Source organism: Kribbella sp. NBC_00889 (genome assembly GCF_045207705.1).
Classification (GTDB): Bacteria; Actinomycetota; Actinomycetes; order Propionibacteriales; family Kribbellaceae; genus Kribbella.
This window is the reverse complement of record NZ_CP108783.1, coordinates 9,081,143-9,097,450: the sequence shown is the minus strand read 5'-3', so window position 1 is coordinate 9,097,450 and position 16,308 is coordinate 9,081,143. Positions and strand designations below refer to the sequence as shown.

The 16,308-nt window shown below is 68.3% G+C and carries 14 protein-coding genes; 4 read left to right on the top strand and 10 right to left on the bottom strand.

Annotated features, from left to right (window positions below; all coding sequences use genetic code 11):
• Positions 1-16: 16 nt before the first annotated feature.
• From OG817_RS44820 to OG817_RS44810, 3 genes are all read right to left on the bottom strand, one after another.
• Positions 17-550: a TetR family transcriptional regulator gene (locus OG817_RS44820; RefSeq protein ID WP_406051247.1), complete on the bottom strand. Its 534-nt coding sequence runs from the start codon at positions 548-550 to the stop codon at positions 17-19.
• Positions 547-1,989 (bottom strand): MFS transporter, encoded by a 1,443-nt coding sequence (locus OG817_RS44815; protein WP_406051246.1) that lies wholly within the window; start codon positions 1,987-1,989, stop codon positions 547-549. Before OG817_RS44815 ends, OG817_RS44820 begins: the two co-directional genes overlap by 4 nt.
• A gap of 318 nt (positions 1,990-2,307) precedes the next feature.
• A complete protein-coding gene (locus OG817_RS44810) occupies positions 2,308-3,615 on the bottom strand; it encodes a S1C family serine protease (RefSeq protein WP_406051245.1) in 1,308 nt (435 codons plus the stop codon).
• A 138-nt stretch (positions 3,616-3,753) separates the two neighbouring features.
• On the opposite strand from OG817_RS44810, the gene OG817_RS44805 reads away from it, so the two are divergent.
• Positions 3,754-4,317 (top strand): hypothetical protein, encoded by a 564-nt coding sequence (locus OG817_RS44805; protein WP_406051243.1) that lies wholly within the window; start codon positions 3,754-3,756, stop codon positions 4,315-4,317.
• A gap of 40 nt (positions 4,318-4,357) precedes the next feature.
• Here OG817_RS44805 and OG817_RS44800 read toward each other — a convergent pair whose 3' ends face one another.
• Positions 4,358-4,915: a TetR family transcriptional regulator gene (locus OG817_RS44800; protein WP_406051242.1), complete on the bottom strand. Its 558-nt coding sequence runs from the start codon at positions 4,913-4,915 to the stop codon at positions 4,358-4,360.
• Positions 4,916-5,011: 96 nt separating this feature from the next.
• On the opposite strand from OG817_RS44800, the gene OG817_RS44795 reads away from it, so the two are divergent.
• Entirely contained in the window at positions 5,012-5,842 is an 831-nt protein-coding gene (locus tag OG817_RS44795; protein WP_406051241.1) for an oxidoreductase, read from the top strand.
• 85 nt (positions 5,843-5,927) lie between these two features.
• On the opposite strand, the gene OG817_RS44790 is transcribed toward OG817_RS44795, so the two are convergent.
• Positions 5,928-7,070, bottom strand: a complete 1,143-nt coding sequence (locus OG817_RS44790) for an epoxide hydrolase family protein (RefSeq protein WP_406051240.1) — start codon at positions 7,068-7,070, stop codon at positions 5,928-5,930.
• 61 nt (positions 7,071-7,131) lie between these two features.
• On the opposite strand from OG817_RS44790, the gene OG817_RS44785 reads away from it, so the two are divergent.
• Complete coding sequence (locus OG817_RS44785; RefSeq protein ID WP_406051239.1) at positions 7,132-8,076, top strand: helix-turn-helix transcriptional regulator; 945 nt, start codon at positions 7,132-7,134, stop codon at positions 8,074-8,076.
• Positions 8,077-8,092: 16 nt separating this feature from the next.
• A complete protein-coding gene (locus OG817_RS44780; protein ID WP_406051237.1) occupies positions 8,093-8,917 on the top strand; it encodes an alpha/beta fold hydrolase in 825 nt (274 codons plus the stop codon).
• 142 nt (positions 8,918-9,059) lie between these two features.
• Here OG817_RS44780 and OG817_RS44775 read toward each other — a convergent pair whose 3' ends face one another.
• From OG817_RS44775 to OG817_RS44755, 5 genes are all read right to left on the bottom strand, one after another.
• A complete protein-coding gene (locus OG817_RS44775; protein WP_406051236.1) occupies positions 9,060-10,664 on the bottom strand; it encodes a phospholipase C in 1,605 nt (534 codons plus the stop codon).
• Between the two features lie 20 nt (positions 10,665-10,684).
• The gene (locus OG817_RS44770) at positions 10,685-11,890 is read right to left on the bottom strand and encodes a Dyp-type peroxidase (protein ID WP_406051235.1); all 1,206 of its coding nucleotides are present in this window, start codon (positions 11,888-11,890) and stop codon (positions 10,685-10,687) included.
• Positions 11,887-13,011 (bottom strand): EfeM/EfeO family lipoprotein, encoded by a 1,125-nt coding sequence (locus OG817_RS44765; protein WP_406051234.1) that lies wholly within the window; start codon positions 13,009-13,011, stop codon positions 11,887-11,889. Before OG817_RS44765 ends, OG817_RS44770 begins: the two co-directional genes overlap by 4 nt.
• A 103-nt stretch (positions 13,012-13,114) precedes the next feature.
• Positions 13,115-14,023 (bottom strand): ribonuclease Z, encoded by a 909-nt coding sequence (locus OG817_RS44760; protein ID WP_406051233.1) that lies wholly within the window; start codon positions 14,021-14,023, stop codon positions 13,115-13,117.
• A 9-nt stretch (positions 14,024-14,032) separates the two neighbouring features.
• The gene (locus OG817_RS44755) at positions 14,033-16,294 is read right to left on the bottom strand and encodes an aminotransferase class III-fold pyridoxal phosphate-dependent enzyme (protein ID WP_406051232.1); all 2,262 of its coding nucleotides are present in this window, start codon (positions 16,292-16,294) and stop codon (positions 14,033-14,035) included.
• Between the last annotated feature and the right edge of the window lie 14 nt (positions 16,295-16,308).

The window sequence follows — 16,308 nt, the reverse complement described above, 5'->3', positions numbered from 1 at the left end:
AACAATCCGGCCGCGCTCAGTGGATCAGGGCCTGGATGCCGGGAGCGTACAGGTCGGCGATCGTGTCCGGCTCGGCAGTGGCGACCGAGCCGGTCTTGTCGATCGACATGGCGGCACCGAGGCCGAGGAGCTGGCCGGTGATCAGGCCGGCGCGGATGTCGACGTCGTCACCGGTGAGCCGGGCCGCGAAACCGCGGGTGACCTGGTCGCGGAAGTGCTCGCGGATCAAGGCGCGCTCGTTGCCGCTGCCGGCCGCGAATACCACTCGGACCAGGAGGTCGAGGCCGTTCGTCCGGCGGTAGTTCACCAGTGTCAGCACGGCATGCCGGCCGAGCTCCTCGTCGGGCGCGGCGAGCAGCAGCTCGGCAGCCTCGCTGAAGTCGGCGACCCGGTCGAACAGTGCTTCCTTGCTGCCGAAGTGTTTGACGATCAGCGCCGCGCTCACATTCGCGTCCGCGGCGATCCCGCGGAGCGTGACCGCGTTGTAGTCCTGCAGTGCGAACGCCCGTCGCGCTGCGCGCAGGATCGCGATCCGCCCCGGATCGGTCACGTCGTACTCGCCGTTGTGCTCGCCGATGCCTTGGTCGTCGTCTCGAGGTGGACCGGGGTCTGCCGCCGGGCCGGGATGAGCGTCACGAAACCGGCCGCGACCACCGCGGCCACCCCGGCGATGACGAACACGATCAGGTACGCCGACAACGCGGGCGCGACCTGGCCGTCCTTGGCGATCGTCACGCTCGCCAGCACGGTCGCCACGATCGTGCTGCAGATCGCGGAGCCGATCGTGCGCATCAGCGTGTTGAGGCCGTTCGCCGCGGCCGTTTCGGTCACCGGCACAGCATGCATGATCAAGGCCGGAAGCGCCGAGTAGGCGACCGCGGTTCCGGCCGAGACGACGGTCGCGCCGATGACGATTCCCGCGATGTTGCTGCTGGTGAAGAGCCGGACGACGTACCCGGCCGCCATCAGGATCGACGCGATGATCAGGGTGAACCGCGGTCCGCGGGCGGATGAGATCCGGGCCGAGACCGGCGACAGCAGAACCATCGCGACACCGCCTGGCAGGAGGCAGAGACCGCTGACCACGATCGACGCGCCGAGGCCGTACCCGGTCCACTTCGGCTCCTGCACCAGCTGCGCGGTCGACAGCGAGTTGGCGTAGAACGAGAAGCCGATCAGCAGGGCACCGAGGTTGGTGAACAGAACGGCGGGGCGCGCGGACACCCGGAGGTCCACGAGCGGGCTGCGGGTCCGGAGTTCGAAGATTCCCCACAACGGCACGAGCAGGACGGCGACGGCGTACAAGGCGACGATGGTCGTCGTACTCCACGTGCCGCTCTTCGACACGGCGAGCAGGAGACAGACGAGGAACGCACTCAGTCCGAGGGCGCCGGGTACGTCGAAGCGTCCGCTGGTCCGGACCGCGGACTCGGGGACGATCAGCAGTACCAGGAGGACGTCGAACAGGCCGATGCCGACGCAGATCCAGAACATGGTGTGCCAGTTCGAGTACTGCACGACCAGTGTCGCGGCCGGGATGCCGAAGGCCGCGCCGACGCCGAGGGTCGAGCTCATCAGCGCGATGGACGGGATCACGCGACTCGGTGGCAACTCGTCGCGCAGGATGCTGATGCCGAGCGGTACGACGGCGACCGCGGCACCCTGGAACGCACGCCCGACGATCAGCACCGTCAGGTCCGAACTACTTGCGCAGAGCAGCGAGCCGATCACCATGGAGCCCAGCGCGATCAGGAGCACCCGGCGCTTGCCGTACATGTCGCCGGCCCGGCCGAGCAGCGGGGTGAACACCGCGCCGGTGAGCAGAGTCACAGTGATCAGCCAACTCACGTCCGAAACCGGACTGTGGGTGATCCCGGGAAGCTCGGGCAGCAGCGGTACGACGATGGTCTGGCTGACGGAGACGAGAACGCCGCACGATGCGAGCGCGGCAAGAATCAGCCGCGGACGGGCGGCAGGACGAACGCTCAAAGCACTTCCTCACGGCGGTGAACCCACGTTTACTTAGCAAGACTAACGAAATCCCGCCCGCACCGAAAGTTGTTTTCCCCACACAACGAATGACCCCCACCCCTTAGGAGGAGTAGGGGTGGAGGTCGTCCTTTTGTTGGCCGATCGGGCCCGGGCGCCCCAGGGGAAGGGCGTGGCCGGGCCCGATCGTTGTCGGTCCGCCTAGAGCGAGGGGTTGCGTCGGCGGACCGAGTCTGTCGCCGGCGCGCCGGCCTTGCGGCGGCGCGCCGGGCTTGAAGCCAGTGCGCTGATCCTGAGGTCAGCGCACCTGGCCTGGGGTCAGCGCACTGGGCCGGTGATGAGTTCGATCGTGGCCTTGTGCTGCTGGCCGGACTGGTCGGTCCAGCCGACCTCGACCTTGTCGCCGGGGTGCTGTTTGTTCAGAAGGCTCGACAGGGCGTCGGCCGAGTCGACCGCGTGGCCGGCGAAGGAGGTGATGACGTCGCCGGCGGCGATGCCGGCGTCGTCGGCCTTACCGTCCGCGATCACGTCGCCGACTGCCGCGCCGGTGACGCCGGCGTCGGTGACCACCGAGATGCCCAGCATCGGCGAGTCACCGATGTGTACGGCGTCCGACGCCTTGCCGTCCTGGATCTGGTCCGCGATGTCCATAGCCTGGTTGATCGGGATCGCGAAGCCCTCGGTCGTGCTCTGGCCCTGCCCGTTCCCGCCACCACCGTTGCCCGAACCGTCGCCGTTGCCCGAACCGTTGCCGCCGGACCCGTCGCCGAAGCCGTTGCCGCCCGAGCCGTCGCCGAAGCCGTTGTCGCCGCCGTTCCCGTTGCCGAACGGGTCCTGGGATCCGTCGCCGAACGGGTCGTCGTTGCCGTTTCCGGTCCCGTTGCCATCCGCAGCCTGAATCGCGGTCGCCGGGGTTCCGTTGGTCGCCGCAGCCTGGACCGCGGTCGTGGAGGCGCCGGTGGTTGCCGCCGCCTGGCCAGGCTGTCCTTGCCCGCCGTTGTTTCCGCCGGACCCAGCCGTGTCGACACCGATCACCTCGCCGGACGCGTTCGCTAGCGGTCCGCCGGAGTCGCCGGCCTGGATGTTCGCGTCGGTCTGGATCAGCCCGGTGAGGTTCTCCGGGTCCTGCCCGTTCTCGTCGGTCGCGGTGATCGCCTGGTTCAGCCCGGTCACCTTGCCGGCCGCGTGGCTCGGCGTACCGCCGGTACCACCCGCGTTGCCGATTCCGACCACCTGGTCGCCGACCGCCACCTTGTCCGAGTTGCCGATCTTCGCGGTCTCCAGCCCGGACGCATCCTTCAGCTTGAGTACGGCGATGTCGTGCTGATCGTCGTACCCGACGACACCCGCCTGGTACGTCTTGCCGTTCCCGATGTCGGTCACGGTGATGGAGGTGGCGCCCTCGATGACGTGGTGGTTGGTCAGCACTTCACCGTCGGAGCTCAGCACGATCCCGGTCCCGGCGGCGCGAGCACCTTCGAACCCGAGCACCGTGTTCACATCCACCAGCCCGGGCGAGACCTTCGCCGCGACTGCCGACGCGTCGAACTGCTGCTGCGAGAGTTGCGACCCGTTCCCGCCGGCCTGCCGACCGATGCCCCAGGCAACAGATCCGGCCACTAGCACGGCGGCCAGCCCGAGCGCACCCGCTCCCAGCAACCGACGCCCCCGCCGTCCCGGACGCGGCGCTTGCGGGCCAAACGGGTAGTACGGCGGCTGCCCATACGGCGGCTGTCCCGCGTAGTGCGGCCCGGGGTACTGCTGGTGCTGCCCGTACGGCGCCTGCCCGGGATGCTGCTGTCCGACGTGCTGCTGCCCGTACGGCGGCTGCCCCGCAAACTGCTGTCCCATGTGCTGCTGCACAAACGGCGGGTGGCCCGCCTGCTGCTGCGGTGCATTCTGCTGTCCCGGGTACAGCTGTCCGGCCTGCTGCGGCCCGGCGTACTGCTGCCCCGGCTGCTGCTGTCCCTGATACACCTGTCCCGGCTGCTGCGGCGCCGGCTGCTGCGGCGCCTGCTGCTGCGGTGCCGGCTGCTGCGGTGCCTGCTGCTGCGGTGCCTGCTGCTGCGGCGCCGGCTGCTGCGGTGCCTGCTGCTGCGGCGCCGGCTGCTGCGGTGCCTGCTGCTGCGGTGCCGCAGTCTGTGGTCCAGACTGCAGCGGACTCGCTTGCTGTGGTTCCGCGTGCTGCGGGTCCTGCGGTGCCGCTTGCTGCGGACCGGCCTGCCAGCTGTCCGGTTGCTGCGTAGGCTCCTGTCCAGCTTCCTGCCGTTCCGCGCCCTCGTTCATTCCCCTTGCCTCCTCAGCCCAGTTCTCTCTGCAGTCGATTAGAGCGCGCCAGACTGAGAGCCTCATTGGGCCAGCCAATGAATCAGCTGAGAATCTTTTCCACCGCCTCCACCACCGCCCGGCGCCGCAACGCCCGGCTCGGTACGCCGGTGCCGTACTCCGGGTTCATCGACGACCAGCTCGTCGCGATCGCCTGGATCAGCGAGAGCAGACTGACCGCCGCGAACTGTCCTGGCACGGCCCGTCGCCGCTGAGCCCGGACGAGATCGTCCAGCCGGCTCCGATTGACCGCGAGAATCGCGTCCAGCGGATGCCCTTCCGGCCGCTCCAACCGGTACCAGACCGACAACCGCAGGTGCTCGGGATGCTCCTCGAAGTAGTCGAACACCCGCCCCGCGTACGCCGGCAAGTCCGTCGCGTCGAACCCCACCTCCTCGAGGTAGGCCTCCACCGACGCGGTGAAAACCGCGTCGAACAGCCCGTCCTTGCTCCCGAAGTACGCGTAGAGCATCGCCTTGTTGCACCCAGCGACCTCGGCGATCCGCTGGACTCGCGCCCCGGCGATCCCCCGCGCGGCGAACTCCTCGGTGGCGGCCGCCAGGATCCGCGTCTTGGTCCGATCGGCGTTCCGTTGCTGCATGCCTCCAGCGTACCAACCAACCGGTTAGTTGATTTCTCGTGGATCGCGAGGTTAGCTTGGCGAAGTATCCAACCGTTTGGTTAGTTAGGAATGATCATGAGCAAGATCTGGCTGATCACCGGCAGCTCCCGCGGGCTCGGCCGCGCCCTCACCGAAGCTGTCTTGGCCGCCGGCGATCGAGTCGTCGCCACCGCCCGCAAGCCCGAGCAGCTCGACGATCTGGTCGCGAAGTTTGGCGACCAGGTGCGGGCGGTTGCCCTGGACGTGACGGACGCGGCCACGGCGCGGGACGCCGTACGGACCGCGCTGGACGAGTTCGGCGGTCTCGATGTGGTGGCGAACAACGCCGGCTACGCGAACAGCGCCCCGATCGAGGAGACGCCCGACGAGGACTTCCGGGCGCAGATCGAGACGAACCTGTTCGGCGTCGTGAACGTGACCAAGGCCGCGCTGCCGGTGTTCCGTGCGCAGCGGAGCGGGCACTTCCTGCAGTTCTCGTCGATCGGCGGCCGGGTCGGTGGTACGCCGGGGATGGGCGCGTACCAGACCGCGAAGTTCGCGGTCGAAGGGTTCTCGGAGGTGCTGAACAACGAGGTGAAGCCGTTCGGGGTGAGGGTGACGATCATCGAGCCGGGCGCGTTCCGGACCGACTGGGGTGGTTCGTCGATGGCGATCGCACCCGTCGGGGCCGACTACGACGCCACGGTCGGCGAAATGAACCGCTTCCGGCTGGAGACCGACGGCAAGCAAGCCGGAGACCCGGCCAAGGCGGCCCGCGCGATCCTCGACATCGTCGCGCTCGACACCCCACCCCTCCGCCTCCTCCTCGGCAACGACGCGCTCACCCATGCGGACCGAGCCTCCCGATCCCGCGCCGAGGAAGCCGCCACCTGGGCCCACATCAGCACCTCAACCGACTTCGCCTGACCACCGATGGCTGACCTGCCGAGCCGACCCCGGCGACCGGGCCGGCTCGGCGTGCTGAGCAGGCTCGGCGAGTGAGGCTGGAGCTTCAGCGCAGGTCGCGGAAGAACTCACGGACGTCAGTGATCAGGACGTCTGGGATCTCCAGGGCGGCGAAGTGGCCGCCGTGGTCGAGGTCGGTCCAGCGGGTGATCGTGTTGTCCCGCTCGGCGTAGCGGCGGATCGCGACGTCGTGTGCGGTGGCCAGCACTGCGGTCGGGACGCCGGAGTTCTCCTTGTGCGCTCCCCACCGCTCCTGCTCCGCGTACCCGACCAGCGCCGCCGAACCCGCCGTCCCGGTGAGCCAATAGAACATCACGTTCGTGAGCAGCCGGTCCTTGCTGATGATTGCATCAGGCAAGGTTTCCATCGGGTGGGTCCAGGCGCGGAACTTGTCCATGATCCACGCGAGTTGCCCGACCGGCGAGTCCACCAGCCCGTAGGCCAGCGTCTGCGGCCTGGTCGACTGGATGGCGATGTAACCGAACTCGTCCTGCATGAACTGGCCGATCCGCGCGATGCGGTCCTGCTCCAGCGGCGTCAGGGTCTTCAGTTCGTCGTCGCTCAGCGGGAACGGCGGCAACGAGGGCCCGCCGTTGGTGTGTACGCCGACCACGTGCTCGCTGGCCGCCCGCGCCACCTCGGGAGATACCGCGCCGCCGATGTCACCGCCCTGTACGCCGTACCGCTCGTAGCCGAGGCGATCCATCAACTTGGCCCAGGTACGGCCGATCTGCTCCCTGGTCCAGCCGCGCTCCGAGACCGGTCCGGAGAAGCCGAAGCCAGGCAGCGACGGGATCACCAGATGGAACGCGTCCGAAGCCACCCCACCAAACGACACCGGGTCGGTGAGCGGCCCGATCAGGTCCAAGAACTCGACGACCGACCCTGGCCAGCCGTGCGTCAGGATCAGCGGAAGCGCGTCCGGCTCCGGCGACTTCACATGCAGGAAGTGGATCTGCTGATCGTCGATCACAGTCGTGAACTGCGGATACGCGTTGAGCTCCGCCTCCGCCGCGCGCCAGTCGTAGCCGGTTCGCCAGTAGTCGACCAGCTCGCCCAGCCAGGAGACCGGTACGCCGGTGTCCCAGTCGTCTCCCGGGAGCGCGGCCGGCAGCCGGGTGTTCTCGAGGCGAGCAGTCAGGTCGTCGAGCCTGCTCTGCGGGATGTCGATACTGAATGGCTTGATCATGCTTCGACTCTCTCATCCGGTTAGGACAGCTTCAGTCCTAGCTAGATGGCAGAATCCGATCATGCTGGAAACCTCCGCTCGACTGCTCAAGTTGCTGTCGCTGCTGCAGTCCCCACGGGACTGGAGTGGAGCCGACCTTGCCGCCGAGCTCGGCGTCGGTGTCCGGACCGTCCGCCGGGACGTGGACAAGCTGCGCAATCTCGGCTACCCGGTCGACGCCGTGCCAGGGGTGGCCGGCTACCGGCTCGGGGCCGGCGCCGCGCTGCCGCCGTTGCTGCTCGACGACGACGAGGCGGTGGCCGTCGCGATCGGACTCAGAGCGGCCGCGATCGGCAGCGTCGCCGGGATCGAGGAGTCGTCGGTCCGAGCGCTGACCAAGCTCGAACAGGTGCTGCCGTCGAGGTTGCGGCATCGAGTCAAGTTGCTCCAGGCAATCGCCGTTATGCCGTCGGGCGGAGCGGCTGTGCAGCCAGAGGTGTTGCTCGCAGTGGCGGAGGCCTGTCGCGATCGGCAACGACTGCGGTTCGACTACCGCAGCCACGACGGTACGGCGGGTCGTCGTACGACGGAGCCGCATCGGATGGTGCACACCGGGCGACGGTGGTACCTGGTGGCGTGGGATCTCGACCGCGACGACTGGCGTACGTTCCGGCTCGATCGACTGGAACCACGGATCCCGACCGGACCACGGTTTACGGCACGCGAGGTCCCGGATCTGGACGCGACCGCGCGCGGGGTGGCGTCGGGTGGTTATCGCTACCAGGCGCGCTTCATCATCGAGGCACCGGTCGAGGTGATCACGGATCGGCTGGCGCCGAGCGTCGCGACGGTGACGCCGATCGGCGCGAGGACGACGCAGGTCGATACCGGCGCCAACTCACTCGACGAACTGGCGTTGCACGTCGGCCTGCTCGGCTATCCGTTCCAGGTCCAGTCGCCACCGGAGCTCGTTGCCCACATCCGCGAATTGACGACTCGCCTGGCTGCCGCGGTCCCGGCGGACTGAGCGGTAGCGTTCGGTCATGGTGCTCGCCGGGGTGGAGGATCGGTACGTCGAGACCGTGCTGGGGCGGATCCGGTTGCGGGTCGGCGGCGAAGGGCCGGCGATGCTGTTCTGGCCGAGCCTCCTGATGGACGGCACACTGTGGTCGGGCCAGGCAGCGCACTTCATCGACCGGTTTCAGGTGATACTCGTCGATCCACCTGGGCATGGTGGAAGCTCAGCACTGACGGGACCGTTCAGCTTCGAGCAGTGCGCCGAGGTGATCCGCGCGATCGTCGACGAGCTCGGCGTCGGCCAAGTACATGTCATCGGCAACAGTTGGGGCGGGATGATCGGCGGCACGTTCGCCGCGCTGCATCCTGATCGGACCGGCATCGCCGTACTCATGAACGCGACCGCGTCACCAGCCGGCCTCAGGCAAAGGTTCGAGTACGGCGTCCTGATCCGGACAGCGCGAGCGCTCGGTGGGATCAAGGGTCCGTTGGCCGGCCCGGTGATCAATGCGTTCCTGGGTCCGACGGCGCAACGCGAGAAGCCAGATGTTGTTGCCACGGTCAACGAGCTGGCACGACGGGTGGACATCACCTCCGGCCGGCACGCAGTCACCAGCGTGGTCCCGCGGCGGCCGGATCAACGGGAGTTGTTCGGCCGGATCCGCACGCCGGTCCTGGTCGTCGCGGGCGCCGAGGACGCAACCTTTCCGGTCCTCGAGACGGAGGAGATGGCCGACTCGATCCCCGGCGCGCGTTTCGTCGTACTCGAGCAGTCCGCCCACCTGGCCGCATTGGAGTCCCCCACCGAGGTCAACGCCCTGATCGATGACTTCCTCGCCGACCACCCGTAGGTGTACCCCGTCGGCCCGGCCCGGTGCCGTGGACAGGATCTGGGGACCGCGGACATGGCATGACCTGTGCGCGGTCACCAGAAGTTGTTCACAGGAGCGGTAGGCAACCACCCTTCCCGGTGGGAAGGGTGGTTGCCGAGGGTCAGTGGTTGCTGACGACTGCTCCGGTGTTCGGGTTCAGGATCAGCTTGTTCTTGCTCGGGTGCCGGAAGTCGAACATGCCGCTCAGGCTGCCGGCGCGCTGGTCGAACGAGTGGTCGCCGATCTGGCCGGTCCGCCAGTTGTCCTCGATGAACTTGAGGATCGAGGTCTGGTCGGTCAGCGAGTGGTCGACGTGGTTGGTCTTCGCGTACGGCGAGATCACCAGGAGCGGCAGGCGCGGGCCGTAGCCGCAGCGGTCGGCGTAGCCGCCGGACACCGGGGCCTTGCCACACAGCGCCGACTGGTCGAGCGCGGCGTCCTCGGAGCCGTTCACCGTCGGCGACTTCACGTGGTCGTACCAGCCGTCGGAGTCGTCGTAGGCCAGGACGACCGCGGTCGACGACCACTCCTTGGACTTCTGCAACTGGTTGATCTCCTTGACCACGAACGCCTGCTCGTCCAGCGGGTCGGAGTAGCCGGCGTGACCGTCCTGGTACTCGCCGGCCTTCAGGAAGCTGACCGACGGCAGGTTGTTCGCCGCCACGGCCGCGTCGAAGTCCGACGTGTCGTACTGGTGGTTGGCCTGGTCGGTCTGACCGATGGCTTCCACCGAGCTCGGCGGCAGGTGCTTCGGGTTCGCGGTCGACTCGTAGTACTGGAACGGCGCGTGGTGCGGGCTGTAGTCCAGCGCCGCGATGCCGCCGACGTTGGTGTGCTGCGCACCGCAGACGGCCTTGCCGTTGGCGGTGCTGGTCGGCTTGAAGCCGCCCTGGAACCAGCCCCAGGTGACGTGCTTCTGGTTGAGCAGGTCACCGATGTTCTGGCCGTGCATCGCGGCCAGGTTGTTCGTCGACTTGCCGTTGCTGTTGGAGCAGTCGTCGTAGAACGGGTCGGGGTCGTTGGTGACGGTCCCGATGCCGTTCTTGTCGGGCGACTGCACGGCGTACGCGTCCGTGGTGGGCTTGCCGGTCTTCGGGTCCATCGCCTGGACGCCATGGGTCTGACCGGAGATCAGGTTCAGGGCGCCCGGGGTGGACGGGCCGTACACGGTGTCGAACGAGTTGTCGCTCAGCGCGTAGTGCTGGGCGTAGTTCCACATCGCGGTGACGGTGTTGCCGTCGTAGTAGTCCATCACCAGGCCCGGCTCGCCGAACAGAACCGGCTGGCCGGTGCACTTGTCCGTCTCGGTGTTCTCGACGAACTTGTCCATCTTGCGGCCGTCGACGGCCTTCTGCTCCGGACCGTAGCCGTGGTTCTGGTCGCAGGTCAGTGCCTGCGACGGCGCCAACCGCTTGGGGTCGTAGGCGTTCGGGTTGTGGGTCAGCAACTGCTTGGACAGGCCGTTCACCTTGGGCGTGTGCCGGTCCGCCTTGAACGTCGTGCCGTCCTCGTTGGTGGCGTTCGGGTAGGTGCCGAAGTAGTGGTCGAACGAGATGTTCTCGCCGAAGATCACCACCACGTGCTGGATCGGTGTGGCCGGGTGGGCCGGCTTGTACGAATAGGCGGCGTTGGCCACCTGGTTGGTGTCGCCGCCGCTACAGCCGGCCAGCAACACGCTGGCCGCGGCCACGATGGCCGTGGCTGCGACACGAAGTCTTGCACGCATGCCTTCTCCTCCTGAGTAACTCATGCGAGCAACGACCGCCCGAAGTGGTCGTTGCTGTCCCGTACACCGGGAAGCGTGAAGAAGTACCCGCCGCCGACCGGCCGGATGTAGTCGACGAGGGGCTCGTCGATCAGCCGGGTCTGCACGGCCTCGAACTGCCGGGCGATGTCCTGCTGGTACGCGCAGAACAGCAGTCCCATGTCCAGGTCCCCGACCGAGTCGGTGCCCTTGTCGTAGTTGTAGCCGCGGCGCAGGAACTGGCTGGCCGCCGTGTCCGCGGTGCGGGGGTTGGCCATCCGGATGTGGCTGGTCAACGGGATCGCGCCGCCGGTCGGGTCGGCCGGGTAGTTGGGGATGTCGCTCTCGCTGTTGCCGTCCAGCGGCGCGCCGGAGTCCCGCCGCCGGCCGAACATGTTCTCCTGCTCGCCGACCGACACCCGGTCCCAGAACTCGACCAGCATCCGGATCTGGCGCAGTACCTGGTAGCTGCCGCCCTCGGTCCAGGCCGGCTCGCCGTTCGCCGTGTCCTTGTCATTGCCCAACCACACGAGCTTGTCGTGGTCGGCCGGCCCCGGCTTGACGATGCCGTCCTTGAAGCCCATCAGGTTGCGCTGCGTGCCGGACGGCCGCGGCGGGCTCTGGAAGCCGTCGACGCGCCAGCGCAGCTGCATCGCGCCGCGAGTGTGCCGGGCGATGTCCCGCAGCGCGTGCAGCACGGTGTCGGTCTCCGAAGCGCACAGCTGCAGGCTCAGGTCCCCGTGGCACTGGCTGTCGTCCAGGCTGTCGTTGGGGAACTCCTTCATCGCCGTCAGCTTCGCTGGCTTGCGGTCCTTGAGGCCGTACCGGTCGTCGAACAGCGACGCCCCGACGCCCACGGTGATCGTCAGGTCCTCGCCGGGCATGTCCGGACCGAGTACGCCGGAGTCGGCCGGCGGAGCGGTGATGCCCAGCGGCGGCAGCGCACCGCCCGCGGTGAGCAGTCGCGCCCGGTCGGTCAGCGTCGTGAACAGGTCGGTCAGCTCGCCCTTGTTCGCGGCGATCACGTCGAACGACGCGAAGATCGCCTGCTTCTGTGGGTCGGTGGTGATGCCGGCCTGGTGTACGCCGTGGAACGCCACGGAAGTCGACGTCGCCGCGTCGGCGGACACAGTCAGCCCGGTCACCGCAGCCGCGCCGGCTCCGGCCAGCGCGCCGCGCAGGAAGGATCGACGCCCGACGCCGCTCATGAGGCGCTCCTCCGTACTTCGCAGATGGCCGCGACGGGGGCGAGTAGCTCCAACAGTTCACCGACCGCGCCGTTGAGCTGCTCCCGGGTGGTCTGGTCCAGCTGAGCGACCGGGGTGTTCCGGTGCGCGGCTAGCAGCGTGCGCACCCGGGCTTCCCACGTCTGCACCTGGGTCAGGTCCGGGTAACGGGGCTTGAGCACCGGGTCCAGCATGGTCAGCACCCTCGCCGTACCGTCCAGGTTGGCCAGTGCGGTGTTCAGCGACGTACCGCTGCCCTGGTCGTTTTCGCCGGTCAGCTCGAACTGGAGGGCGTTCTCCATGATCTCGTGGGCGCGCAGCCCGAGATCGTTCGGATCCACCTGTTCGTTCGGCAGGTCGTGCTGCAACCCGTGCACATCGGCGGCCAACTGGTCCGCGATCGGCTTCAGGGCGGCAGCGGAAGCGTTGTGCCACAGGCCCTTTTCCAGCGGATGGAAGCCGGCGGATCCGTCGATCTTGTCGGCGAAGTCGCCGAACGCGTCGTAGGCCGCACCGAGCGAGTTGTACGCCAGGTGCGCAGGCAGCCAGTCGGCCCGGGCTGCGGCCAGGTTGCCCGCGTCCACGTCGCCGCGCAACTTGTCCGTTTTGACCGCCAGATCGGCGACGCCGCCCGCGACGGCCGCCTCGTACTGCTTCACCAGCGGCAACATGTCGTTCTTGGTGACGGCGACCGCGGCCGGGCCGCCCTGCGCGTCGCCCGCAACAGTCACCGTCGGACCGGTGATGGCGTCGGTATCCTCGATCAGGCAGCGGATCGCGTACTGCCCGGCGCCGAGCTGCACGTCCATCGGCGCACTCGTGTTCGGGCCGAGGCCCTCCACCTCGCCGTACACCTTGTTGCTGCTGACCTCGACGAGGTCGACCTCGGCGGACGCGTCGCCGGTGTTGTGTACGACGAGCGTCTGCCGACCGGTCTTCGCGCCGGTCCAGCCCTGGCCGCACTGACTGCGGGACACGGTGATCTGGGGCGGGCTACCGGCCGCGTCGGCGGAGCCTGACCAGGGCCGCCACACCGCCACCGCCACCGCCGCGCCAACAACGACCAGTGCGATCGCCGCCGGCAGGGGACGGGTAGTGCTCACGCGAGGGACTCCTGATGATCGGCAATTTACATTCGTGGGTGATGTTAATTGGCCGATCACGGGAATCGAGCGGTGTTGGTCCGCTCGTCATGCACTGTTCGTTTTAGCGGCGGGACGGGACCGGGGTGCGGCTGAGGTCGGAGGCGACCACGATCTCGCCGGAGAACTCGGCGGCGGCTTCCTCATGGAAGCGTTCGGGCTCCAGGTAGCGCTGGGAGAAGTGGGTGAGGACCAGCTTCCGCACTCCACATTCGGCCGCGACCCGGGCGGCTTGGCGAGCCGTGAGGTGGCCGAAGCGGCGGGCCAGTTCCGTCTCCGACGACAGGTAGGTCGACTCGATCACCAGGAGATCGGCACCGTCCGCCAGGCGCAGGACGTTGTCGCAGAGCCGGGTGTCCATGATGAACGCGAAGCGTTGGCCCGGGCGAGGTTCGCTGACGTCCTCGATCCGGACCACCCGTCCGTCAACCTCCAGCGAGCCGGCCTGCTGCAACCGGCCGATCGCGGGGCCGGTGACGCCGGCGGCAGCAAGCTTGCCGGGAAGCATCCGGCGCCCATCAGGCTCGATCAACTGGTAGCCGAAGGACTCGATCGAGTGCTCCAGCCGCCGTGCCCAGAGCTGACCGAACGACCCGACGGACAGCATGCCGTCGTCCTCAACCGGTTCCTCGAGCAACTCGGCACGCTCGAAGAACGAAGCGGCGTACCGAAGCCTGGTGAAGTACGTCTGCCCCGACGCCGGGTAGTGCGCGTGGACCGGATGCTGCACGCCGTCCAGTGACAGGCGCTGCACGATCCCCGGTACGCCGAGGCAGTGGTCGCCGTGGAAGTGCGTGACGCACAGCCGCGTGATCGCGCCGGCTGCGACCCCGGCGTACAGCATCTGCCGTTGGGTCCCTTCGCCCGGGTCGAACAGGAATCCCTCGTCGTCCCAGCGCAGGAAGTACCCGTTCTGCGTGCGTTCGCGGGACGGCACCTGGCTTCCGGTGCCCAGCACAACGAGTTCACGCACTCGCCCAAGCTAACGCAGTGCCGCCTCGAATGCCGACAGGAATACCTCCACGTGCGACGACTCCCAGATCAGCGGCGGACGGATCTTCAGCACTCCCCCACCGGGCCCTGTGGTCCCGACGAGTACGCCGTTGTCCCGCAAACGCTCGGCAAAGTCGCCGGCGCCCGGCATCTCGACCCCGACCATCAGGCCCTGCCCGCGCACCGGCAGATCCGGCACCAGCGACTCCAGCCCGGCCCGCAACTGCGCACCGACCTCACCGGAGCGAGCGACCAGGCCGGTCTGCTCGATCACGTCCAGCACGGTCAGCGCGGCGACGCACGAGACCGGGTTCCCGCCGAAGGTGCTGAAGTACTCGTCGACCTCGACGAACGCCTCCGCGATCTCCCGCCGGGTGATCAGCGCGGCGACCGGATGCCCGTTGCCCATCGGTTTGCCGAGCGTGACGAAGTCGGGCGTCAGCCCGAAGTCCTCGAACCGCCACAGATTCCGCCCGCCGCGACCGAACCCAGCCTGCACCTCGTCGGCGAGGAACAGCCCGCCGGACGCCCGCGCCTCGTCCTGCAACCCGCGCATGAACGACGACCCCGGCGTCAGGATCCCCGCACCGCTGAACACACTGTCCACCGCAAGCAGTGCCAGGTCGTGGCCAGCCCGCCCCAGCTCACCACGCGCGCTCCGGACTCGCTGTGCAGCCGCCATCCCGTCATCCGACGGGTCCCGAGGTGCCTCGAAGACAGCTACATGGGCCGGCCGCGCTGACGCCGGATACGTGTTGGTCGAGAACGCCGCCGTCGCCTCACTGACCCCGTGATACGAGAGATCCGCGACGACCGCACCATCACGACCGGTCACCACCCGCGCCATCCGCCAGGCCAGATCGTTCGCCTCGCTTCCCGAGTTCGCGAACACACACGTGTCCAATCCAGCAGGCATCGACGCGACCAACCGCTCCGCCAACTCGACCACGTTCGGATGCAGATACCGCGAGTTCAGATTCAGTACGGCGGCCTGCCGCGAAAGCGCCTGGACGACGGCCGGATGCGCATGTCCGACGACGGGAACGTTGTTGTAGGCATCGAGATACCGCCGTCCATCGGCCGTGTGGATCCAGGCGCCCTGACCCCGCACGACCTGCAACGGCTGCCGGTAGAACAGCGGCGACAGCTCACCGCCGAGCGCGGCCTGGCGGCGTACCAGCAAGGTCGGATCGGCGGCCTGTGCGGACGCGACCCGCGAGGTGCCGCACAGGCGATGAAAGCGCTGCGCGAGGTCGGCAGGCTCTACAGCGGTCAACAGGTCGAGGATCCGCCAGCTGCCTGCTACCAAGCTGGTCAGATACTCCTCGTTGTCCGGATAGAGCGGCGCACGCCAAGCCGAGATGAGCACGCTGGCCGCGGACCGAGCGAGCACGAGCTCACCGATCAGCTCCACCTCGGCCGGCTCGAGCGGAAGCACCCGCTGATACCCGTCGAGGAAGCGGCCGGCGTCCGCCCAGAGGTCGTCGGACTCCCGCAGCAACGAGGTCAGACTGATCGCCAACTCGGCGACGCGGGCGGTGTGGTGCATGTCGCCGAAGTCGATCACGCCCGTGATGCCGCCGTCCCGCATCAGCACATTGCTCAACGTCACGTCGCCATGCAGCACGGATCCGGGCAGCGCCCGCGTCGCCGCATCGAGTCCTTGAAAGCGATCGAGCAGTCTCCGCATCGGTTCCCGGCGATGCTCCTCCGGCAGGCGATCGGCGTACGCGCGAAGGCTTGTGACGATCCGCGGATCCCAGTCCAGCCGCCGGTACGCCGCCGGATGCCCGAAGCCCTGCAAGGCGCGGGTCAACCGGGCAGCCACCGCCCCGAAGTCGGCCGCGAACCATTCGGGCAGCGCGGCGAGATCGGCGACCTGGCCAGGCATCACCGTCATCACCCGCACCTGGTGCTTACGGCCGTCCGCGGCGTCGACCATGACCACCGCGCGACCGTCGATGCTGGTCACCACGCGCGGAATCGGCAGACCGGCATCGACCACCGCGACGTGGTCCATCGCTGCGCACTCCATCGCGATCTGCTCCGGATCGTCGCCGGAGTTCGACACCTTGACCACGAGCCGTTGCCCGTCGGCCTCGGCGAGGAAGTTCCGGTCGCGCTCACTGCGCAGCTCGGTCACCTCGGCGTCGAGGCCGTACTCGGACCGCAGCAGTCGTGCCGCCGCCCGGATGTCGACCTCCGGCGGATCCTCGAGCATGCTCGGCGTCCGCTCGGGGATGGTGTCCACGGCAACTCCTCTGC

Bases quoted from the DNA above. Each gene is read 5' to 3' on its own strand.
- OG817_RS44800 (WP_406051242.1), bottom strand. From the start codon at position 4,915: ATGCAGCAACGGAACGCCGATCGGACCAAGACGCGGATCCTGGCGGCC.
- OG817_RS44795 (WP_406051241.1), top strand. From the start codon at position 5,012: ATGAGCAAGATCTGGCTGATCACCGGCAGCTCCCGCGGGCTCGGCCGC.
- OG817_RS44790 (WP_406051240.1), bottom strand. From the start codon at position 7,070: ATGATCAAGCCATTCAGTATCGACATCCCGCAGAGCAGGCTCGACGAC.
- OG817_RS44785 (WP_406051239.1), top strand. From the start codon at position 7,132: ATGCTGGAAACCTCCGCTCGACTGCTCAAGTTGCTGTCGCTGCTGCAG.
- OG817_RS44780 (WP_406051237.1), top strand. From the start codon at position 8,093: ATGGTGCTCGCCGGGGTGGAGGATCGGTACGTCGAGACCGTGCTGGGG.
- OG817_RS44775 (WP_406051236.1), bottom strand. From the start codon at position 10,664: ATGCGTGCAAGACTTCGTGTCGCAGCCACGGCCATCGTGGCCGCGGCC.
- OG817_RS44770 (WP_406051235.1), bottom strand. From the start codon at position 11,890: ATGAGCGGCGTCGGGCGTCGATCCTTCCTGCGCGGCGCGCTGGCCGGA.